This is a genomic window from Rhodococcus sp. Eu-32, from assembly GCF_003336925.1.
Taxonomy (GTDB): Bacteria; Actinomycetota; Actinomycetes; order Mycobacteriales; family Mycobacteriaceae; genus Rhodococcoides; species Rhodococcoides kyotonensis_B.
Map to the genome: position 1 here is coordinate 624,083 of NZ_QGNK01000001.1, position 19,703 is coordinate 643,785.

Sequence of the window (19,703 nt, forward strand, 5' to 3'; positions counted from 1 at the left end):
GGCTAGACCTCGTCGGTGAGTTACCGCCGTCCGGGACATAGCTGTGGTATGTACTCACGAGTAACTGTCGGCTTCTCTGCTGACGACTCCTTGGTGTATCGGATTATTCCCGCCGCGTGTTTCGGCCGCATCCCACAGCCGCGCGTAGTGGCCCTCTCGGGCCCGCAGATCCGCGTGTGTGCCGACCTCCACGATCCGGCCTGCGTCGACGACGACGATCAGATCCGCCCGTGCCGCGGTGGCCAGTCGGTGTGCGACGACGACCGCCGTGCGCTTGCGTGCGACGGCAGTGCTCGCGGCGAGGACCTTGCGTTCGGTGGCCGGGTCGAGGGTGGCCGTCGCTTCGTCGAGGAGCAGCAGATCCGGGTCGACGAGTTCCGCTCGGGCCAGCGCGATCAGTTGCCTCTGCCCGGCCGACAGACCTTGCCCTCGCTCGCCGACGGGCTGGTGCATACCGCTCGGAAGTGCAGCGATGGTGTCGAGCGCGCCGACGGCTCGTGCCGCGGACTCGATTTGCTCGCGGCTCGCGTCGGGCTTTCCGTAGGCGATGTTGCTCGCGACGTCTCCGGTGAACAGGTGCGCTTCCTGCGGCACGACGCCCAGCCTGCTTCGGTATTCGGCGAGCCGATAGCGCCGAAGATCCGTGCCGCCGACGCGGACCGATCCGGACGTCGGATCGTAGAACCGGGCAAGCAGTTTGACGACCGTCGACTTGCCCGCGCCGGTCTGTCCGACGAGCGCGACGGTCGTACCGTGCTCGATTGTGAGATTGACCTCACGCAGCGCCTCGGTGTCCGCACCGCCATAGCGGAAGCCCACGTCGTCGAGACGAATGTCACTGCGGAGATGCCCGTTCTCGATTTCGACGACGTCACCCGACGACGCGGTCTCGATCGAACTCGGAGTGCGCAGAAGATCACCGATGCGGCGGACGCCGACACTGGCCTGCTGGTAGCCGTCGAACACCTGGGAAAGCTGCTGGATGGGCCCGAACAGCAACCCGAGGTACAGCACGAACGCGACGAGCGTGCCTGCCGAGGTTGCCCCGGTCGCGACCTGATGCGCGCCGACGAGGACGACGAGCGCCAGCGCGAGATCGGAGAGGAACGTGATGAACGGGAAGAACACCGAGATCGCGCGTTGAGAGCGCATGCGGCTGCGGCGATAGCGGTCGGCACGTTCGGAGAATCGTTCGGCGGCGAACTCCTCGCGCCGGTACGCCTGCGCCGAGCGCAGACCCGCGATGTTCTCCTGGAAATCCGCGTTGACCGCCGAGATGCGCTCACGGGATGCCGAATACGCGGCCGAGGAGACCTTGCGGAAAACGAGGATGGCCACGATCAGCGGCGGGACCACGGCGAGCGCGACGAGCCCGAGAGTCGGATCGGTGATCAGCAACGCGGCCGAGATGCCGAGGACGGTGATCAGGCTGACCACGGCGGTCGACGCGCCTGTCTGGATGAACGAGGACAGCGCGTCGACGTCGGTGGTCATGCGCGTCATGATGCGACCGGACAGTTCGCGTTCGTAGTAGTCGAGGCCGAGACGCTGGATGTGCGCGTAGCTACGCACGCGAAGACCGAACAGCACGCGTTCGCCCGCGCGGGCCGTGACGACGGTCGTTGCGCAGATGACGAACCACCCCACGACGGCCAGCACGACGCCTACTCCGGTGGCCACCCACAGTGCGCCGGAGTCGCCCCGGGCGACGCCGGAGTCGACGGCGTACCGCACGATCGACGGGAACGCGATCGACGACAGCGAATCCAGCGCGAGCAGGACGACGACGAACGTCAGAAGCCACCGCACGGGCTTCAGCAGGCGTGAGAGTCGGAAGTGCGGATCGGCGGTGCGCAGTGCGGGCCCGCCGGTCGCCGGGTCCTCGGTCGCCGGAGGAAGAGCGTCGACGGCCTTCTGCAGCTCGGGCGTCGACGCGACGTTGCCGAGAGCTCCTGTTGCACCCCCGCCACCCCGGCCCGGTGCACCCCCACCGCCCCGGCCCGGTGCGGTGGCGCCCGGTGCACGGGCAGATTCGGACGGTGTGACTGCGGGCCACAGCGTCTCCTCGCTCGGCTCGCATCCGCGGCACGCGGCGTCCTCGTCGTACACGGGGTCGTCGGACTCGCCGCCGGCGAGGAGTGCTCGGAACAGAGGACACCGCTCGTCGAGCTCGTCGACGGTTCCCGTGTCGATGATGCGGCCGTCGTCGAGCACCGCGACGCGATCGGCGAGCGACAGCGTCGAGCGACGATGCGCGAGGATGACGGTCGTCCGGTCACGCTGAGCGCGCAGTGCGTCGAAGATCTTCGCCTCGGTCGCGGCGTCGACGGCGGAGGTGGCGTCGTCCAGAACCAGGACGCGTGGATCGGTCAGCAGAGCCCTCGCGAGCGCGATGCGTTGGCGCTGACCACCGGACAGCGTCAGGCCACGCTCGCCGACGGTGGAGTCGTAGCCCTCGGGCAGTTCGACGACGAAGTCGTGTGCCTCGGCGAGAACGGCTGCTCGCTCGATCTCTTCTGCCGACGCGTCGGGCCTGCCCAGCGCGATGTTCGCGGCGATCGTGTCGGAGAACAGGAAGGGCTCGTCGAACACGAGCCCGACGGCTCCGCGTAGCTGCTCGGCGCTGATCTCGCCGACGTCGAACCTCTCGCCGTCGGACGTGAGCGCGACCGACCCAAATTCCGGGCTGTAGAAGCGAGGGAGAAGCAGAGACAGTGCCGTCTTGCCCGAACCCGCATGTCCGACGACGGCGACGCTCTCTCCCGGCGCGACCGTGAGATCCAGCTTCTGCAGGACGTCGCGCTGCGGATCGAATCCGAACGTCACACCGGCGAGGTCGATACCGAGGGGACCGTCGGGGAGGCGTCGGGGATGCGACGGCTCGGGTACGGACGGCTCGGTGTCGACGACCTCGTACACGCGCTCGACCGCCGCGCGCGACAGCTGGGCCATGACGACGACGGACGACAACGTCCGGGTGATGGCCGACAGCGTCGCCACGTAGGTCGCGAACGCAAGGAACGTGCCGATCGTGATGTGGCCGTGCAGCGCGAGGTAGCCGCCGAGCGCGATGACTCCGACGAGTCCGAGCTGCGGGATCGCCGCCATCGACGGTGCGAATCGTGAGTTGATCTTCGCCGACCGCATTCGTTCGGCGAACAGCGTTCGGCCGAGACTCTCGAGACGGTCGACGGACCGAGATTCCTGGCCGAACCCCTTCACGACGCGCACACCGGTGACCGTCTCCTCGACGTGCTGCGCGAGATCGGCTGCTCGCTGTTGCGCGGACCAGGTGGCCGCGAACAGAGTGGGCCGGATTCGGTACACGACGAAGGCCACTCCGGGCACGATCAGCAGCGCGACGACCGTCAGCAGCGGCGACAGATACGTCATGACGCCCAGCGCGAGGAAGAACTGCAGCAGCGCACCCGCGGACAGCGGCACCATCGCGAGCAAGCCCTGCACGAGTTGCAGGTCGGTGATGGACCGGGACACGACCTGACCGGTGCGAATGTCGTCCTGGCCACGGCCGTCCAGTCGTTGCAGCGATGCGAGAAGGCCCAGCCTCAGGTCGTGTTGCACGTCGATCGACAGTCGGCCGGCGAGGAACCGACGTCCGAACTGACAACCGAATCGAACGACACCGAGTGCAGCGATGGCCGCGGCGACCACGACGATCGTGCTGTTGTCGCCTGCGGCCGCGTCGTCGACCGCGACCCGTGTCAGCAGGGGGAACGAGATGTCGATGGCAGCGGCGATCATCGTGACCGCCAGGGCGCCGATCGCGGTTTTCCGGTGTAGCCAGCACTGCGCACCGAGCCGGCGAATCCAGCCGATCGGTCTGTCTGCAGCGCGTAGGTCGTTACCGTTCCTTGGCATCGCTCTCAAAGGTAGACCGAGCCACCGACAGCGTTACTGGACGATGTCGCGCTGTCGGGTGCGCCACCACCCCGCGGCAGCGAGTCCGATCGCCCACAGAGCCAGCACGACGGGCGCCCACGGCCACGACATCAGGAACGGAGCGTCGTCGGTGTCGCCCACGGTGACCGTCGCGAGCGACGATGCCGCGGGGGTAAGCACCGAGCCGTTCGGGATCCCGAGTCCGGCAAGTATCGAGACCAGCATGGTCTCGCCCATCGGGAACCATGCGACGACGACGATTGCGGACCACGTCGGTGAACCGAACAGCAATCCGAGGCCGATGCCGATGACCGCCCACGCGACGACGGCGAACAACCCGGCGACGACGACACCGATCACGTGCGCGTTCAAGGTGAAGGTGGCGGGGGAGAAGAGCAGCAGGCAGACGATGCTTCCGATCTCGACCGCGAGCCCGTATCCGAGAGCGAACAACGCGGTGACGAGGATCTTCGTGAGGATCACCCGGTCGCGTCCGCGGGAGGTGAGGAACGACGTCGTGATCGTGTCGTGCCGGAACTCGGTGCCGCCGTTGACCGCGGCGAAGACGGCCGCGAACACCATTGCGACGCCGAGCGCCGCGTACAGGCCGAAGATCGCGAAACCGCCCTCGATGTCGAGGTCGCTCACGCTTTCGGAGATCGCCGACGAGATGGCGCTGGCGAAGATGCCCACGACGATCGGCGGCAGAGCCAACAGCCACCAGAACTTCAGCGTGGTGACCTTGCGGAGTTCCGCGGTCAGCAGTGTCATGAACGGCCTCCGTTCCAGGGCGACGACGCGTGGTTCGGTGGAGGTCCGTAGCCGGGTCCGTGATGCGGTGCCGGGTAGCCCCGCTGCATCGGTCCGACCGGGGCGCTCGCGTACTGACCTGCGGTCATCGACAGGAACACGTGCTCGAGATCGACGTGCTCGTACACGGTGCCGAACACCGTCAGGCCGGCGTCGGCGGCGATTCGGACGATCGTGTCGGTGTCGCTGCCTGCGACGCCGAGCCTGCCGTCGGGAAGCAGTTGTGCGTTGGTGACTCCGTTCGACGCGAGTGCCAACGCCAGCGCGGCAGGGTCGGAGACGGCGACGAGTGTTCGGCTCGGCCGCGACGCGCGGAGTTGCTCGACGGTGCCCTGATACATGAGCGATCCGGCGCTGACGATGACCAGATGGTCGACCGTCGCTTCGACCTCACGCAGCAGATGCGACGAGATCAGAACGGTACGGCCACCGGCCGCGTAGGACTTCAGGAAGTCGCGAAGCCACGCGATACCTTCTGGATCGAGGCCGTTGGCGGGCTCGTCGAGAACGAGAATCTCCGGGTCACCGATTAGCGCGGTGGCCAATGTCAGCCGTTGTCGCATGCCGAGCGAGAAGCCGCCGACCTGACGGTCACCGACGTCGGACAGCCCGACGAGGCCCAGCATCTCGTCGGCTCGCGCGTCCGGAACACCGACGGCCGAACAGTAGATGCGCAGATGTCCGCGTGCCGTTCGCTTGGGATGCAGGCTGCGCGAATCGAGAACGGCGCCCACTGCGCGCGCCGGGTGCGTCAGCTCGGAGAACGGAACGCCCGCCACATACGACGCACCTGCGGTGGGCCGTACGAGACCGAGCAGCATGCGCAGGGTCGTCGTCTTGCCCGAACCGTTGGGCCCGAGGAACCCGGTGATCGATCCGCGCGGCACGGAGAAGCTGAGGTCCGACACCGCGCGGACCGCCCCGAAGAACTTGGTCAGACCCTGCGCTTCGAGCGCACTGACAGCGAAGCCGTACGTCATGCGTCAAGACAGTACGGCTTCGTTCCGACGGATGGGTGTCAGCCCAGGAACGCCGCCGCTACCTCGCGGTAGGTGACCGCCGGGTCCGCGTGGTCCGGCAGCGCGTGCACGGTGACGTGCGATGCCCCTGCGTCGATGTGCTCGTGCAGACGTCGGGCAATGGACGCGGCGTCACCGTGCGCGACGAGGGCGTCGATCAGTCGATCGCTTCCACCGTCACCGATTTCCTCGTCCGTGTACCCGAGGCGCTTCAGATTGTTGACGTAGTTCCGCAGCTGCAGGTACGGGTTGTTCACCGGCGGCCGACCGATCTCGCGGCCCTTCACCGGGTCCGTCTCCAGGACGACTTTGTGTTCCGGTGCCAGCACCTTGTCCGGTCCGAGGATCGCGCGTGCCTCGGCGGTGTGTTCGGGTGGCGTCAGATAGGGGTGTGCGCCCGCGGCCCGGTCGGCGGACAGCTTCAGCACCTTCGGTCCGAGCGCTGCGAGAACGCGTCGGCTCTCCGGGACGCCGCCCTCGTCGAGCGTGTCGAGGTACGTCACGAGAGCGTCGTACGGCTTCGTGTACTCCTGCGTTGCCTCGGGATGTCCCGCGCCGATGCCGAGCAGGAACCGTCCGGGGTGCTTCTTCTCGATGCGCTGATACGACTCGGCCACCTCGGCTGCGTCGGCCGACCAGATGTTGACGATGCCGGTCGCGACGACGATGGACTCGGTCGCGTCGAGCACCTCTTCGGCCGACTCGAGATCGGCGGGAGGCGAGCCCCCGAGCCAGATCGTGCCGTAACCGTTGCTTTCGATCTGCTTGGCGAGCTCAGGCGGTATCCCCGAGAAGTGCCTCCAGATGCCGAGCCTGCCGAGTGCGGGTGTGTCGGTGATCGTCATGTTCCCTCCAACGTTCGCTTCGGGTCGAAACATTTCAGTCGGGCTCGATGATGCGGCTTTCAGGCCAGGCGGCAGGCGGGGGACCGAACGCGTCCCGAGCATTGCGAATGACGCCCTTGCCGATCGCACGATTGCCTGCGCCGCCGATGACCGCCCCTATTCCGGCGGGAAGCAGCTTGCCGAACAGCAGGGCACTCCGTTTCGCGAGGTACTTCGAGACGAACTTCTTCACGAGCGACCGGTTCATGTTCGCCATCGCGCCACCCGGAATGCGAGACGTGACAAGCGTTCCCCAGTTCTTCGCCGACGTGCCGACGGTCTTCTGCACGATCTGCATTCCGGATTCGCCCAGCGCGACCGCGAGCACGAGGGCGCGTCGTTGCTGGTGGTCGTGGACGGGAATGCCGTGCACCGACGCGACCGACAGGGTGAGCAGCGCCGACGACTCGATGAAGAACGCCGTCTCCGCACCTACCGCTGTCAGCGATGCGATCGTGCCGATCGCCGGAACTGCCGCCGCGCCGCCGACGGCACTGCCGCTGCCGGTCACCGCGAGCAGGAAACGGTTCTCGAGGCGTTCGATCAGCTGCGCGGGGGTGTCGTTCGGGTGTTGACGACGCATGTGCGCCACGTACTTCTCGACGGCCGGTCCCTGGAGGCGGCTGGCGTTGTCGAGGATGCCGACGAGGGCCTTCTCGACGCGTCCGCCCTCCTTGATGACGTCGACCTGGTCGTTCTTCTTGCTCGCCACGCCCCGCTCCGTTCGATCCCTTCGGTGCCGGTTGTCGGCACCGAACCGCTGGTACCCGTTCGGTGTCGGTTCTACCCTGAACGCATGAATGCCGTGTCGTTCTCATTCGTCCAAGACGAGGACGGGTGACCGGGGAAGGATCGCAGTCATGACACAGGAAACAGGTACCGCAACCGCAATCTGGCCGTGCTTCGCCTACGCGGACGCGCGTGCCGCCATCCGCTTCCTCGTCGACGTGTTCGGCTTCACCGAGGCGGCCGTGTACGGCGACGGTGACGTCGTCGAGCATGCCGAGCTCAGGTGGCCGGAAGGCGGCGGCGTCATGCTCGGAAGCGCACGCGACGACTCCCCGCTCGATCCGGGCGTCGGGAACGTCTACGTCGTCACGGCCGACCCCGACGCCGTACTCGAACGGGTCACCCGAGCCGGTGCCCGGGTGACCCGTCCGATGAAAGAAGAGGATTACGGCAGCCGCGGATTCACGTGTCGTGATCCCGAGGGCATCACGTGGAGCTTCGGCACCTACGCCGGCACCCAGTGATCCGCCGGGACCTGCTCGTCCTTGCTTGGCGGATGCGGCGCGGTGCCGTCGCCGAACGGGCGTCCGCCGAGTGATTCGCGGCCGTGGGGCTCGAGCCACCCGTGCAGCTCGGGCCCCTTCGGTACGACGCCGGTGGGATTGATGTCGCTGTGCACGACGTAGTAGTGCCGCTTGATGTGGTCGAAGTCGACGGTGTCACCGAAGCCCGGGGTCTGGAACAGGTCGCGGGCGTAGTTCCACAGCGTCGGGATCTCGCTGAGCTTGCTGCGATTGCACTTGAAGTGACCGTGGTAGACGGCGTCGAAACGCACGAGTGTCGTGAACAGACGTACGTCTGCTTCGGTGATCGTGTCGCCGACGAGGTATCGCTGGTCGCTGAGGCGGCCTGCGAGCCAGTCCAGGGCGTCGAACAGGCGGTCGTATGCCTTGTCGTACGCCTCCTGCGATCCGGCGAAGCCGCACCGGTAGACACCGTTGTTGACCTCGGTGAACACGCGCTGGGCCACGTCGTCGATCTCGCTGCGCAGCGCCTCGGGGTACAGATCGGGTGCACCGTCGCGGTGGTACTGCGTCCATTCGGTGGAGAAGTCCAACGTGATCTGCGGGTAGTTGTTCGTGACGACCTGGCCGGTCGAGATCTCGACGATCGCGGGCACCGTGATGCCACGCGGGTAATCGGGGAAACGGGCGAAGTAGGCGTCCTGCAGTCGCGGAATCTTCAGGACCGAGTCGACGCCACCCGGTTCCTCATCGAAGTTCCAGCTGCGTTGGTCGTGCGTCGGGCCAGGGATGGCCAGGGAGATGGCGTCCTCGAGCCCGAGCAGGCGACGCACGATGATGGATCGATGCGCCCACGGGCATGCCCGTGCCGCGACGAGGCGGTAGCGGCCCGCTTCGACGGGATACCCGTCGCGGCCGTCCGCGGTGATGCGGGTTTCGATGTAGTTGGTGTCGCGTACGAATTCCTTGCCGTTCTCGACGTAGCTCATGAATTCAACGTACGTCGACCGAGACGAGCACGCCCCACTCTTCGTACCCGAGCCTCGCGCCGAGGCGACGGGCCGTCGTGTTCTCCACGTCGCATCGCCATTGCGGAATCATGCCCTCGTCGAACGCGTCGTTCGTCGCAAGACGAGCCACCACCTGAGCGTTGCCGCGGCGGCGCGCCGTCGGTGCCGTCAACACGCCGACGTCCGCGAGTACGCCCTCCCATTCGAGATACGCGGCCGCAGCGAGTGGCGCGGCGGATTCTGCGGGCCTGTCGTCGTCGAGCAGGGTGAACCAGGACCGTTTGCGGGTCAGATCGGCGGCGATGACGTCGTCGGGTGCGCATCGGCCTTCGAGGTCGAGCACGTGGCCGAGGTCGTGGGAGATCAGAGGGTCGTGTCGATCCAGCTCGGTGCCGATGTCGCCCGCGAACGACAGCACGATCGGCCCGTGGGTCCGGCCGGGTGCCCCGCACGACGACGCCAGGGCGCCGCGTCGGGCAAGCTCGTCGTCCGACCTGTCGGCCGCCTCGGAGACAGCTGCTTCCGGCCCGACCAGGGCGGTGGCGTCGCCGAGACGAAGGAATGTGACCGACGTCGCCTCCGGGACGACAAGGATGTGACGGCGTCCGTCACGCAGCGCAGAGTCGGCGAGCCCCAGGTGTCTGGACCATGCAAGGCGGATGATGTCGTGATGATGCGAATCCACCGGGTCCACGCTATCTCGAAGTTTTTCGCCCCCGACGTTTCGCATGACTCAGAACAATGGCATGATCACGGATGAGATTGGAGCTTCGACGTGAAGGTCCAGCTCGCTACAGAAGGTTTACGGTATGACGCAGGGCAGTGTTAAGTGGTTCAACGGCGAAAAGGGCTTCGGCTTCATCGAGCAGGACGGTGGCGGACCTGACGTGTTCGTTCACTACTCCGAGATCCAGGGAACTGGCTTCAAGACGCTCGACGAGGGTCAGCGCGTGGAGTTCGAGGTCGGCCAGGGTCAGAAGGGCCCCCAGGCAACGGGCGTTCGCGCTATCTGATCCCCTTTCAGGGATCGCCAAACCCGGGTTTTGCTGACGGCTCTACGCTGTCCCACTACCGGTGACGAGAGGCCGGACACACGGAGAGAGATCTCCGAGTGTCCGGCCTCTCGTTCGTCAGGCGGCGTCGCCGCACGTGCGCGCGAATGTATAGAGGGATACACATTCGCGCGCACGTGCGCCGAAGGCGCCTACTCGCCGATCCACTCCGCGAGAAGGTGATGAATGTGTCTGATCTTCAATTCCTGGTACCGGGCGAGGGGGATCGTCTTCGCCTGCGTCGTCTTCAGCCCTCGCTGGACCTTCGGCATGTTGTAGGCATCCTGGTCGAACACCCGGGCCGAACTTCCGAGAATCGTTGCCTCCAACCATGATTGGTCGGGGTCGAGCCATTGGGTCTTGGCCGGCTTCGGCCGTTCACCCTTGAACGGCCCGAGGAGGTAAACGTCCATGATCGACGTTTCGTGGTCGTCGCCGTTGGGCCGAAACCGGTACACGATTCGCTGGTAGGCGCCCCACGGATGAAAGTTCGGGAACACCGTGTAGTAGATGCTGTCCAGTGACTCGGCGTCGGACATGTTGTCCGCCTTGACATCTCCGATGACATCGCGCAGTCCTTCGCGGGCGAGCATGCCCGACATCTCGCGAGCGGTCACGCCGTCCGGAAGCGTCACCATGGGATCTTCGTCGATACGGGCGTCGACCATCGAGTCGAACATTTCCTGCTCGGTGGGGACGAAGTTGATGTGGGGGCTCGGGACTCCGTTGGCGGTGATGCCGCGGTTGAAGTTTCCCCAGCTGTCGTACTGGCTGTTGGAGTCCCCGGTCCCGACGACGCGTTGTGGATGCGTCGTGATCACGTGAAACGCTTCGGAGAATGCCTCCTGCGCGATCTTCCAGTTCGCTTGGATGACCTGAGCGACGTGGGCTTGGATGTACCGATCCTCGAGTGGCCACGCCTCGAAGTGCTTACCGAGATCCCCGAGAAAGCTGTCGAGCGATTCGGATTCGGGGTCCATGTTGATGAACACGAAGCCGCCCCAGGTGCCGACCTTCACCTGCGGAAGGTCCATCTTCCCCTGATCGACCTGTGGAAAGTCCCAGGCGCACGTCATCGACTTCAGGGTCCCGTCGAAGTTCCACGCGAAACCGTGGAAGGGACAACGTATTTCGTTACCTGCAGGTCCGGCCTCCTCGCGTAGCGTTCGTCCGCGGTGCAGGCACGAGTTGTAGAACGCGCGGATGCTCATGTCCTTGCCGCGCACGATGAGGATGGACTTCTCGCAGATCTCGTAGACGAGTGTGTCGCCGGGCTCGGGAATCTCCTCCTCGCGGCACGCCATCTGCCACACCTTGTACCACACGCGGTCTCGTTCGAGCTCGTGATATCTGCGGCTGATGTAGCGCGAGACCGGTACGAAATTCTGGTCCTCGTAGAGGTCGTGGCTTTCCTCACGCAGGATGGGCGGAACCGGGTGGGTGTCGGTGTCGAGAAGGCGTTGGTAGCCCATTCCGTTCTCGATGAATCCGTCGTCGGTCCCCGACGGCGGGCGATCCTCGATATCGGTCACAGCTTGCCTCCTTTGTCCAGCGCCGCGGCGCGGGCTTCCTCGGCGAGTTTGTCGGCTTGCATCTTCTCCAGTAGCTTCGCGGCTCCCATGAAGCGCCGGTTCTGGGTGATCGGAATAGGTTCTCGCGGACCGAGTCCCACCCAGCGCGCCAGTTCGGGATCGACGGCTTTCACCTCACCGTGCAGGTACCTGCCCTCGGGGTCGAACGTTCCGGTTCGTCCGTCGCGAGTGGTCACCAAGACGTTGAAATCGTCGTCGAATTCGTAGATCGCGTGGCTCATCGGATGCTTGATCTGTCGCATCGCGGTTCTCCTTGAAGCGGGGCTGAGGCCTTACTTAACGTCGAATGCACTTACTGTAACAGTGGCACGTGACGGCAGACACATATTTCTTGAATTGGACTACATAAAGCCCTGCGGTCGAGCGGCCCAGTGCACGGCACCTGCCACCAGGCGTCGGTACACCGGATCGCCGAGGGTGGCCGCCGAGTCTCCGGGCTGCAGGTAGACCAGACGGCTTCGACCATTGGTTTTAGTCCACCCGCACAGCGACGAGCCGGGCTCGTGATGCCACCCCTCGCGTTCGCCGCGCCTGCCGGCCATGGCGAGGGCGGTGGACCAGTGCACGGCGTCGGTCATCTCGGCGTCACTACGCAGCAGGGGCGTCACGTCGTCTTCGAACACCTGGCACAGGTACGTCTCGTCGACGATGTCGAAGGTCGGGGGGATCCCCTCGACGACCGGGTGCGACGCATCCGCAACCGAAATTCGTTGGGGTACGTCGAGTCGGTAGCCGGAATCGGGTTCGTCGATTCCGCGAACGACGCCCGGTCGATAGAGATATTTGCCCCCCACGAATTCCGACCACCCTTCCCAGGTCGCCCACGACGCGATGGCGTGGTGCAGGACCACGTATCCCAGTCCCGTCGTCGGTGCCGACGCGATCGCGTCGCGTAACGCAGCGGGGGGATCGGACGGTTCGGGCAGCGTCCCCGGCATGTCGTAGTGCAGGCAGACGTCGAAAGTCGTCAGCTCGGTGGGCCCGAGGTCGACGTCGGGATGTTCGAACCAGGTGACGTCACCGGGCAGAGACTCCAGCAGGGAAGCGAAGGCGTCGCGGTCGAACGAATGCCCTCCGGTGAACGCGGCGATGCGCATGGACACACTCCAGAACTCGACAGAACAACTGTGGTTGCAGTCAAGTTACTCGAATGCACCGGCGTGAGCGGCTGTTTCAGCGACCCACGATCATCTTCGAACACACGTCGTTGATCGCGGCGCGCAGACGCGGTGTGGAGATGTTCGACAGTGGTCCGCCCTCGATGCGCAGAGGCTGAATGGCGATCGTGGTTCCGATCATCGTCCGAACTCGCAACGATCGCGCGGCCTGCTGGGCGGCCGCTGCCCGCTTGTTCGACGGGATCTCGACGGCAGGGAAGTAGTCGAACGCCCGTCGGATATGGCGCTCCATGTACTCCTTGGTCAGCAGGCGTGTCCCGGGAGTGGCTCCGCCCGCGATCTGGAGAAACAGCATGCGCGACGCGTTCGGATGTTCCGCGGTCCAGTCCCACACCGCATCGATGACGGCACGGAACGAATCCGCGTCGGCGTCCACGTCGTCGGGCCTGGTGTTCTGTGCGGCGGCCGAGCTCGCGTCCATCGCGTAGCCGAGAGCGCTCTCGAACAGTTCTTCCTTGCTCGAGAAGTGGTAGTAGACCGCGGTCGCCACCATGCCTGCTGCTTCGGCAATCTCCTGGATCGACGCCTCGGCGAACCCTTTCGTCGAGAACACTCGAACGGCGGCCTGGACGATGAGATGCCGACGGGACGGCCGATGTGCGGAATTCTTGGTCGATGCAGCAGGCGCGGGGTCGGCAGGCATCGGTTCGCCGCCGGATTCGTCGTCGACCTGCGTCGCGAGATCCTCGTCGACAGCTTTCCGTCGCGCCACAGCGTGCTCCCGTTCTCGTCGGCCCCTCGGGTGGGTCCATCCTCACACACCACGTCCACGGGTCGGGCGACCTGTTCGCGACGAGAAGCGGGTCGCCCACCGCCGGGCCGACACCCTGCCTGTCATGATCTAGGTCATGACAGGCAAGAAGGGGACGGCGAGGAGCACCGGTAAGGCCTCGGAGGACGGGAGCGTCAAACGTGCCGCCCACCGGCCGTCGCGTCGCGAGATGGTGATCGACGCTGCCATGCATCTGTATTCGGTGCGGTCCATCGAGGACGTGACGGTGGCCGACATCGCTGCCGAGGCGCAGATGACCTCGGCCGCTGTCTACTACCACTACCCGTCGAAGGACGACGTCCTTCTCGGTGGGCTTCGCCTGTATTCGGAGGGTCTGCTCGACGAAGTACGCCGTCGGATCGACAGCGATGACTCGGCTTCTCTGGGCGACGTCATCGTCGGGCTGCTCGAATGGACGGATCAACATCGCCCGGCGTCGCTCGTGTACTTCGTGCACTCACCCGGGTGGAGCTTGTCCATCGAGTCTCTTCGTCGGAGTGTTCGTTTGACTGTGCTGAATTTGTTCATGGCAGAACTGCGCACCCGGCACGGGATCACGGTTCGGGCGAAACAGGCTGCAGCCGCGACCGCGTTGTCGAGTCTGTTGGAAGTGTCGATGTCGTCCTGGCTCACCGAGGACGCGGTACTGGCCAACCTCGGGCGCAGACGGTTCTCGGACGAAGTGCGCGACGTGGCGGCCGACATCGCAAGCCTGTGACGGGGCCGGCGCAGAAAATTTCTCCCAAGTATCTTTAGACCGACGATAGTTTGTGGTTGACTCGGACCATGCTCAGTCAGCCGCGCGCTCGGTCCATCGACCTCGACAACCCGTTCGCCCCGTTGAACGGTCTGTGCGAGCTGGTGCTCGTGCGTCACGGCGAGCAGAAGTTGAGCAAGGATCTCAGCGCAGGCGAGACCGTCGACCCGCCGCTGTCCGAGCTCGGTGAGCGTCAGGTCGACGCCGTGGCCGAGCGATTGGCTGCAGCCCGTGTGGACGCCGTCTACAGTTCACCGTTGAGTCGTGCACTGCGCACCGGAACCGCGATTGCGGAACGTCACGGGCTGACCCCGGTCGTCCGCTCCGAACTCGTGGAATACGAAGCGTGGCAAAGATTTCCGGCCGACCGATCCCCGTTCGAGGTCCTGCCGCACGACGAGATCGCCGCGATATTCCGTGACCACATTCGAACGCGGCGGTACGAGGTCTTCCCGTACGCCGAGGACGCCCAGGCGTTCCGCGAGCGTGTGCTCGGCGTCGTGGAAACGATCGTGAACGATCACCTCGGTGAACGTGTCGTGGTGACGTGTCACGGAGGCGTCATCAACGCGGTGCTCGCCCACGCGCTCGGCAGCGGTCTCGACATGCCGGTGCGGGTCCACCACACGTCGTTGAGCGTCGTTCGCGGCGCCGACACTCGTCGCGCCGTCCAGTCGGTCAACGACTTCACGCACGTGCTCGACTTCCAGACCCATGTCGGAATCATGAATCAGTAACCGCCGCAACACCGCACACGAACTTTCGACACCGGCGCCCAGCGCCCACAGCAGCCAAGGAGTCATCACATGGATCTCGGTCTCGCCGGAAAACGAGCGCTCGTCAGCGGCGCGAGCCGTGGAATCGGCCTGTCGATCGCACGCACTTTGCTTGCCGAAGGTGCGTCGGTCGGAATCTGCGCGCGCGGAGAAGAACACCTTTCCGACGTCGCCGCCGAATTGTCCGGGGCTGGAACGGTTTTCCACAAGGCGGTCGATGTCGGCGACGCCGCTGCCGTCGCGTCGTTCGTGGACGACGCCGCGGCAGCGCTGGGCGGAATCGACATCGTCGTCGTGAACGCCTCCGCTGCCACCGGCAAGGGCCCGCAGGCTTGGCTGAACAGCTTCAACGTCGACCTGATGAGTCTGGTCAACTTCATCGAGGCGGCGACGCCGCACCTCGAGACGAGCGACGCCGCGTCGGTGGTCACCATCAGTACCACGTCCGCTCTCGAAGCCGGGCCGATCACGACGGCCAACAGTTACGCTGCGCTCAAAGCAGCTGTGCTGCAGCACTCGTCGGCTCAGGCCCGAGCGCTCGGTCCGAAGGGAATCCGAGTCAACGCAGTGTCGCCCGGTCCGATCTTCTTCGAGGGCGGGGCGTGGGACACCATTCAGAGCAGCCGCCCGGCCTTGTACGAGGCTGCGCTCGCGTCCGCGTCTCTGGGCAAGCTCGGTGCCGCCGAGGACGTCGCGAACGCGGTGTCCTTCCTGGCATCGCCCGCAGCCGGGCACATCACCGGGACCAATCTGGTGGTCGATGGCGGGTTCACCAACCGCTTCGATTTCTGAGTTCGCGATGGGTGACGACGTGACCACCGCCGCGGACGTGGTGATTCTGGGCGGCGGATCGGGAGGGTACGCGTGTGCGCTTCGCGCCGCGCAGCTCGGAATGTCGGTCGTCCTGATCGAGGCGGGCAAGCTCGGGGGTACCTGTCTGCACAACGGGTGCATTCCGACGAAAGCGCTGCTGCACGCCGCCGAGATCGCCGACTCCGTAAAGGAAGCAACGAGTTTCGGGATCAAGGCGACTCTCCATGGTGTCGACATGAGCGCGGTGAACAGCTACAAGGACGACGTGATCGCCGGCTTGTACCGCGGTCTGCAGGGCTTGATCGCGTCGCGGTCCATCGACGTCGTCGTCGGCCACGGGCGTGTCGTCGGCGAACGTACCGTCGAAGTGACGCACGACGGCGGCGGCACCAGCACCTACCGCGGCGACGCGCTCGTGCTCGCGACGGGCTCGCAGTCGAAGTCCTTGCCCGGCCTGGACATCGGTGGGTCGGTCGTGACGAGTGACGGCGCACTCCAGCTGGGCGACGTGCCCGGCCGCGTCATCGTGCTCGGCGGTGGGGTCATCGGATGCGAATTCGCGAGTGTGTGGTCGTCGCTCGGTGCCGACGTGACGATCGTCGAGGCCGCCCCTCGCCTGCTCCCCACGGAAGACGTGTGGGTGTCGAAGCAGGTCGAACGAGCATTCCGCAAGCGTGGTCTGACGCTGCGCACCGGAAGTTCTTTCGCGAGTGCGGCACAGCGTTCGGGCGGTGGCGTCGACCTGGAGATGGCGGACGGAAGCCGTCTCGACGCCGACCTGCTGCTCGTCGCCGTCGGACGAGGTCCCCGCACCGACGGCATGGGTTTCGTCGAAGCTGGAATCGACCTCGATCGCGGGTTCGTGGTCACCGACGAGTGGCTGCAGACGTCCGTGCCCGGGGTCTTCGCCGTCGGAGACATCGTGGCCGGACCACAGCTGGCCCATCGGGGATTCGCTCAGGGAATTCTCGTGGCCGAACAGCTGGCCGGGCTCGACTGTATGCCCGTGAACGACAGGGGTATTCCGCGGGTGACGTACTCGAACCCGGAAGTGGCTTCGGTCGGGCTGACCGAGGCCGAGGCGCGCGAGCAGTACTCGGACGTGTCGACTGTGGTGTACGACCTCGGTGGAAACGGTAAGAGCCGCATCCTGCGCACATCCGGCGGTGTCAAGCTCGTTCGTGCGGGCGACGACGGACCGGTCGTCGGCATACACCTGGTCGGTGCTCGCGTCGGTGAGCTGATCGGAGAGGCGCAGCTCATCTACAACTGGGAAGCCACGGCAGGCGACGTCGCTCAGCACGTCCATGCACATCCCACGCAGGCAGAGGCGCTGGGTGAAGCGCACCTCGCCCTCGCGGGCAAGGCGTTGCACGCGCACGATTGAAGCCACAGGAGGAACGATGTCGGGACCGGCAGGTCGGATCGACGCGGTGTTGGTGTGCGGCGGGCAGTGGCACGACTTCGACTATGCGCGTGTGGAATTGCTGTCGGAACTGGCCCGGTACGAGAACGTGCGCACCAGGGTGTTCGAGGACTACGACTGCGCTGATGCCCTGGCTGCGGCAGATGTGCTGATCACGTATACCTGCAACCGAATTCCCGACGCGACGCAGCAGAAGACGCTCGCCGACTTCGTTTCTCGCGGAGGCCGTTGGTTGGCTCTGCACGGAACCAATTCGGCAATCGAACGAACTCCGGCCGGTTCGCCGAGCAAGTACGTCACACCTCGAACGCTCGGGGTACTTCCCGCCGTGTTGGGGAGCCAGTTCCTCGGGCATCCGCCGATCGCGCCGTACCGGGTCGAGATCACGGAACCGGAGCATCCGCTCGTGGCCGGTATCGGCCCGTTCGATGCCGTCGACGAGCTGTACGTCAGCGAGCTGCATCCGCCGATTCGTGTTCTCGCACATACACGATTCGTCGGGGAGTCCACGGGATTCCAGGAGGGGCACACCACGGTGGACGAGCCGCGGCCGGTGCTCTACACCAAGGATCACGGTAGGGGTACGGTCTGTTACTTCACCTTGGGACACTGCCGCGGGCGATTCGACGTGCAGGATCTGGGCATCGACGACCTGGGCCGAGTGGATCGGGGAAGTTGGGTCGTCCCGCAGTACCGAGAGATTCTCTCGCGATGCGTGTCGTGGGCCGTCTCCGGGGAAATGACGGCGCAGCAGGAGCGGAGCCTGCGGAGTGACCCACGTCCACGACCCGCGTCGGCCGGACAGGTCAGATGATGTCGACCGTGTCCAGAATCTTCTCTGCGTAGGATCTGTCGCCGTCGATCGACACGTGATCCCGCCACGAGCTTCTGGTGGTACCCCACAGAACGAAGTCCGTTGCGCGCGAGGTGATCATGGTGTCCGTTCGAGAAAGACCCGTCTCCACGGTCAGGAGCTCGGAACCGGGAACGAGTGTCCACTCGCCGCCTCCGGCGCCGGTCAACTTCACTCCGATCGGACGGTCGAGCACGGCCGATACCGGCGTACACATCTGAGGCAGGCCCGTCCACATCCACTCGACCGCGACGCGAACCAGATCGTCCTCCGGGTCGGGAATCGGACGCACCACCGGACCGTCGGGACCGAGTAGATCCACGTACATGTGGCACCACATGTCGAATGCGAAGGCGTCCGACAGCTGATGGGTGCGGTAGGTTCCCAGGTCGGTCAGCACCATGGGTTGCTCCGCGAGATCGTCTCGTTGCATCGCCCCGAGCACACCGACCGCACCGTCGAGATGGGCGAGGAACTCGTCCGCCACCTGCGTGTACGTCCAGTCACGCCGCGCGTCCACGAGTCGATTCTGCAATTCCTCGGCAGTGGTCGGCGGCGGTACCGCCGGGTCGGGTTCGGGCGGGTCGGTCAACGCCGCGAAGTTCGAACCGGTGTGGGCGACGAGGTCCTTGACGGACCAGCCGGCGCACCGACTGGGCGCCGACCACTCGTCGGGTGTGAGGCTGCGGACGACCACCGAATATCGTTCGGCGAGTTCGCGGCTGGCTTCCAGGCCGGATGTGCTCATCGAAATCCTTCCCGTTCGTCGGCGTCGTCGCTCAGTACGACGCCGTGCCGCCGTCGACCGAGAGGATCGCCCCGGTGATCCCCGCACCGGCGTCGGACGCGAGAAGCATCGCCATCGCCGCGACCTCTTCCACGGTGTTGGGACGTTTGATCGACGATTCCTCGGCGAACATCGCGACCATCTCGTCGAACGTCAAACCCATGGCTTTCGCCGTGTCCGGACCGTTGTTCTTGATGATGTCGGTGATGACGAGACCCGGACAGATCGAGTTGACGGTGATGCCTTCGGTGCCCACCTCGCGGGCGATCGACTTCGTCATGCCGTTGATCGCGTGCTTGGCTGCGACGTAGGCGGTGAACACGGGTTTGCCGTGCTTGCCCTCGACGGACGAGATGTTGATGATGCGTCCGTACTTGCGCGGCAGCATGTGTTGCAGCGCGCGACGCGTGGCCCAGAAGTTGGAGTTGAGGTTCCAGTTCATGACGAGCGTCCACTCCTCGTCGCTGAGTTGCGCTGTCGGCTGCAGATCTCGTGCACCGCCTGCGTTGTTCACGAGGACGTCGATGCGGCCGAAGGTGGCGACGGTCTGCTCGATGAAGTCCTCGACGTCCGCTTGGGACGTGACGTCGCCTGCGAAGAACGCGGCACGCTCGCCGACCCCGAAATCGGCGAGCGCTTTGTCGCCTTTCTCCTTCGAACGGCCGTTGAGTGACACCGTGGCTCCTTCTGCGAGGGCGGCGGCGGCGATTCCGCGACCGATGCCCTGGGTTCCGCCGGTGATGGCGACAACTTTGTCCTGCAATTTCATCGAAGGTCTCCCTCTGCGGATTCGGTCGGGGAATTCGGCAAGTAACTTGCTT

Annotated in this window: 20 protein-coding genes; 7 read left to right on the top strand and 13 right to left on the bottom strand. The window is 65.5% G+C overall.

From position 1 onward, the window contains the following. Positions 1–54 precede the first annotated feature (54 nt). The 5 genes from DK926_RS03110 to DK926_RS03130 are packed head-to-tail and all read right to left on the bottom strand — an operon-like array spanning position 55 to position 7,325. A complete protein-coding gene (locus DK926_RS03110; protein WP_165839485.1) occupies positions 55–3,879 on the bottom strand; it encodes an ABC transporter ATP-binding protein in 3,825 nt (1,274 codons plus the stop codon). A 33-nt stretch (positions 3,880–3,912) separates the two neighbouring features. Further along, positions 3,913–4,671 carry a hypothetical protein gene (locus DK926_RS03115; protein WP_114328490.1) on the bottom strand — a complete coding sequence of 253 codons (759 nt, stop codon included), beginning with the start codon at positions 4,669–4,671 and terminating at the stop codon, positions 3,913–3,915. After that, positions 4,668–5,690: an ATP-binding cassette domain-containing protein gene (locus DK926_RS03120; RefSeq protein WP_114328492.1), complete on the bottom strand. Its 1,023-nt coding sequence runs from the start codon at positions 5,688–5,690 to the stop codon at positions 4,668–4,670. The genes DK926_RS03115 and DK926_RS03120 overlap by 4 nt, the downstream gene beginning before the upstream one ends. Before the next feature lie 38 nt (positions 5,691–5,728). Beyond that, positions 5,729–6,574: an LLM class F420-dependent oxidoreductase gene (locus tag DK926_RS03125; protein WP_114328713.1), complete on the bottom strand. Its 846-nt coding sequence runs from the start codon at positions 6,572–6,574 to the stop codon at positions 5,729–5,731. Between the two features lie 34 nt (positions 6,575–6,608). Then, positions 6,609–7,325, bottom strand: coding sequence for a hypothetical protein (locus DK926_RS03130; protein WP_068428138.1), 717 nt, complete (start codon positions 7,323–7,325; stop codon positions 6,609–6,611). 148 nt (positions 7,326–7,473) lie between these two features. Here DK926_RS03130 and DK926_RS03135 point away from each other — a divergent pair, with 148 nt between their 5' ends. Next, positions 7,474–7,866 carry a VOC family protein gene (locus DK926_RS03135; protein ID WP_068429050.1) on the top strand — a complete coding sequence of 131 codons (393 nt, stop codon included), beginning with the start codon at positions 7,474–7,476 and terminating at the stop codon, positions 7,864–7,866. Here DK926_RS03135 and DK926_RS03140 read toward each other — a convergent pair. Both DK926_RS03140 and DK926_RS03145 read right to left on the bottom strand, forming a co-directional pair. After that, on the bottom strand, positions 7,848–8,855 hold the full coding sequence (locus DK926_RS03140) for a glutathione S-transferase C-terminal domain-containing protein (RefSeq protein ID WP_114328494.1): 1,008 nt from the start codon (positions 8,853–8,855) through the stop codon (positions 7,848–7,850). The genes DK926_RS03135 and DK926_RS03140 overlap by 19 nt on opposite strands. A 4-nt stretch (positions 8,856–8,859) precedes the next feature. Then, positions 8,860–9,561 (bottom strand): GNAT family N-acetyltransferase, encoded by a 702-nt coding sequence (locus DK926_RS03145; RefSeq protein ID WP_114328496.1) that lies wholly within the window; start codon positions 9,559–9,561, stop codon positions 8,860–8,862. A 124-nt stretch (positions 9,562–9,685) separates the two neighbouring features. Here DK926_RS03145 and DK926_RS03150 point away from each other — a divergent pair, with 124 nt between their 5' ends. Continuing rightward, complete coding sequence (locus DK926_RS03150; RefSeq protein ID WP_068428143.1) at positions 9,686–9,889, top strand: cold-shock protein; 204 nt, start codon at positions 9,686–9,688, stop codon at positions 9,887–9,889. 191 nt (positions 9,890–10,080) lie between these two features. Here DK926_RS03150 and DK926_RS03155 read toward each other — a convergent pair whose 3' ends face one another. The 4 genes from DK926_RS03155 to DK926_RS03170 all read right to left on the bottom strand — a co-directional run bounded on the left by DK926_RS03155 (position 10,081) and on the right by DK926_RS03170 (position 13,410). Further along, positions 10,081–11,460, bottom strand: a complete 1,380-nt coding sequence (locus tag DK926_RS03155; protein ID WP_068428146.1) for an aromatic ring-hydroxylating dioxygenase subunit alpha — start codon at positions 11,458–11,460, stop codon at positions 10,081–10,083. Beyond that, the gene (locus DK926_RS03160) at positions 11,457–11,762 is read right to left on the bottom strand and encodes a hypothetical protein (protein ID WP_068428148.1); all 306 of its coding nucleotides are present in this window, start codon (positions 11,760–11,762) and stop codon (positions 11,457–11,459) included. The genes DK926_RS03155 and DK926_RS03160 overlap by 4 nt, the downstream gene beginning before the upstream one ends. A gap of 99 nt (positions 11,763–11,861) precedes the next feature. Continuing rightward, positions 11,862–12,617: a ThuA domain-containing protein gene (locus tag DK926_RS03165; RefSeq protein WP_114328498.1), complete on the bottom strand. Its 756-nt coding sequence runs from the start codon at positions 12,615–12,617 to the stop codon at positions 11,862–11,864. A gap of 76 nt (positions 12,618–12,693) precedes the next feature. Next, positions 12,694–13,410, bottom strand: a complete 717-nt coding sequence (locus DK926_RS03170; protein WP_243636606.1) for a TetR/AcrR family transcriptional regulator — start codon at positions 13,408–13,410, stop codon at positions 12,694–12,696. Between the two features lie 136 nt (positions 13,411–13,546). Between DK926_RS03170 and DK926_RS03175 the strand changes: the two genes are divergently transcribed. From DK926_RS03175 to DK926_RS03195, 5 genes are all read left to right on the top strand, one after another. Further along, complete coding sequence (locus DK926_RS03175; protein WP_114328500.1) at positions 13,547–14,188, top strand: TetR/AcrR family transcriptional regulator; 642 nt, start codon at positions 13,547–13,549, stop codon at positions 14,186–14,188. Positions 14,189–14,256: 68 nt separating this feature from the next. Further along, positions 14,257–14,964 (top strand): histidine phosphatase family protein, encoded by a 708-nt coding sequence (locus DK926_RS03180; RefSeq protein WP_114328502.1) that lies wholly within the window; start codon positions 14,257–14,259, stop codon positions 14,962–14,964. 69 nt (positions 14,965–15,033) lie between these two features. Beyond that, positions 15,034–15,795, top strand: coding sequence for an SDR family oxidoreductase (locus DK926_RS03185; protein WP_114328503.1), 762 nt, complete (start codon positions 15,034–15,036; stop codon positions 15,793–15,795). 7 nt (positions 15,796–15,802) lie between these two features. Continuing rightward, on the top strand, positions 15,803–17,203 hold the full coding sequence (gene lpdA / locus DK926_RS03190; protein ID WP_114328505.1) for a dihydrolipoyl dehydrogenase: 1,401 nt from the start codon (positions 15,803–15,805) through the stop codon (positions 17,201–17,203). Positions 17,204–17,219: 16 nt separating this feature from the next. Then, a complete protein-coding gene (locus tag DK926_RS03195; RefSeq protein WP_114328507.1) occupies positions 17,220–18,056 on the top strand; it encodes a ThuA domain-containing protein in 837 nt (278 codons plus the stop codon). On the opposite strand, the gene DK926_RS03200 is transcribed toward DK926_RS03195, so the two are convergent. Both DK926_RS03200 and DK926_RS03205 read right to left on the bottom strand, forming a co-directional pair. Beyond that, positions 18,049–18,843: a maleylpyruvate isomerase family mycothiol-dependent enzyme gene (locus DK926_RS03200; protein ID WP_114328509.1), complete on the bottom strand. Its 795-nt coding sequence runs from the start codon at positions 18,841–18,843 to the stop codon at positions 18,049–18,051. The two genes, DK926_RS03195 and DK926_RS03200, sit on opposite strands and share 8 nt — an antisense overlap. Positions 18,844–18,874: 31 nt before the next feature. Further along, positions 18,875–19,651, bottom strand: a complete 777-nt coding sequence (locus tag DK926_RS03205) for an SDR family NAD(P)-dependent oxidoreductase (RefSeq protein ID WP_068428168.1) — start codon at positions 19,649–19,651, stop codon at positions 18,875–18,877. Positions 19,652–19,703: the final 52 nt, after the last annotated feature.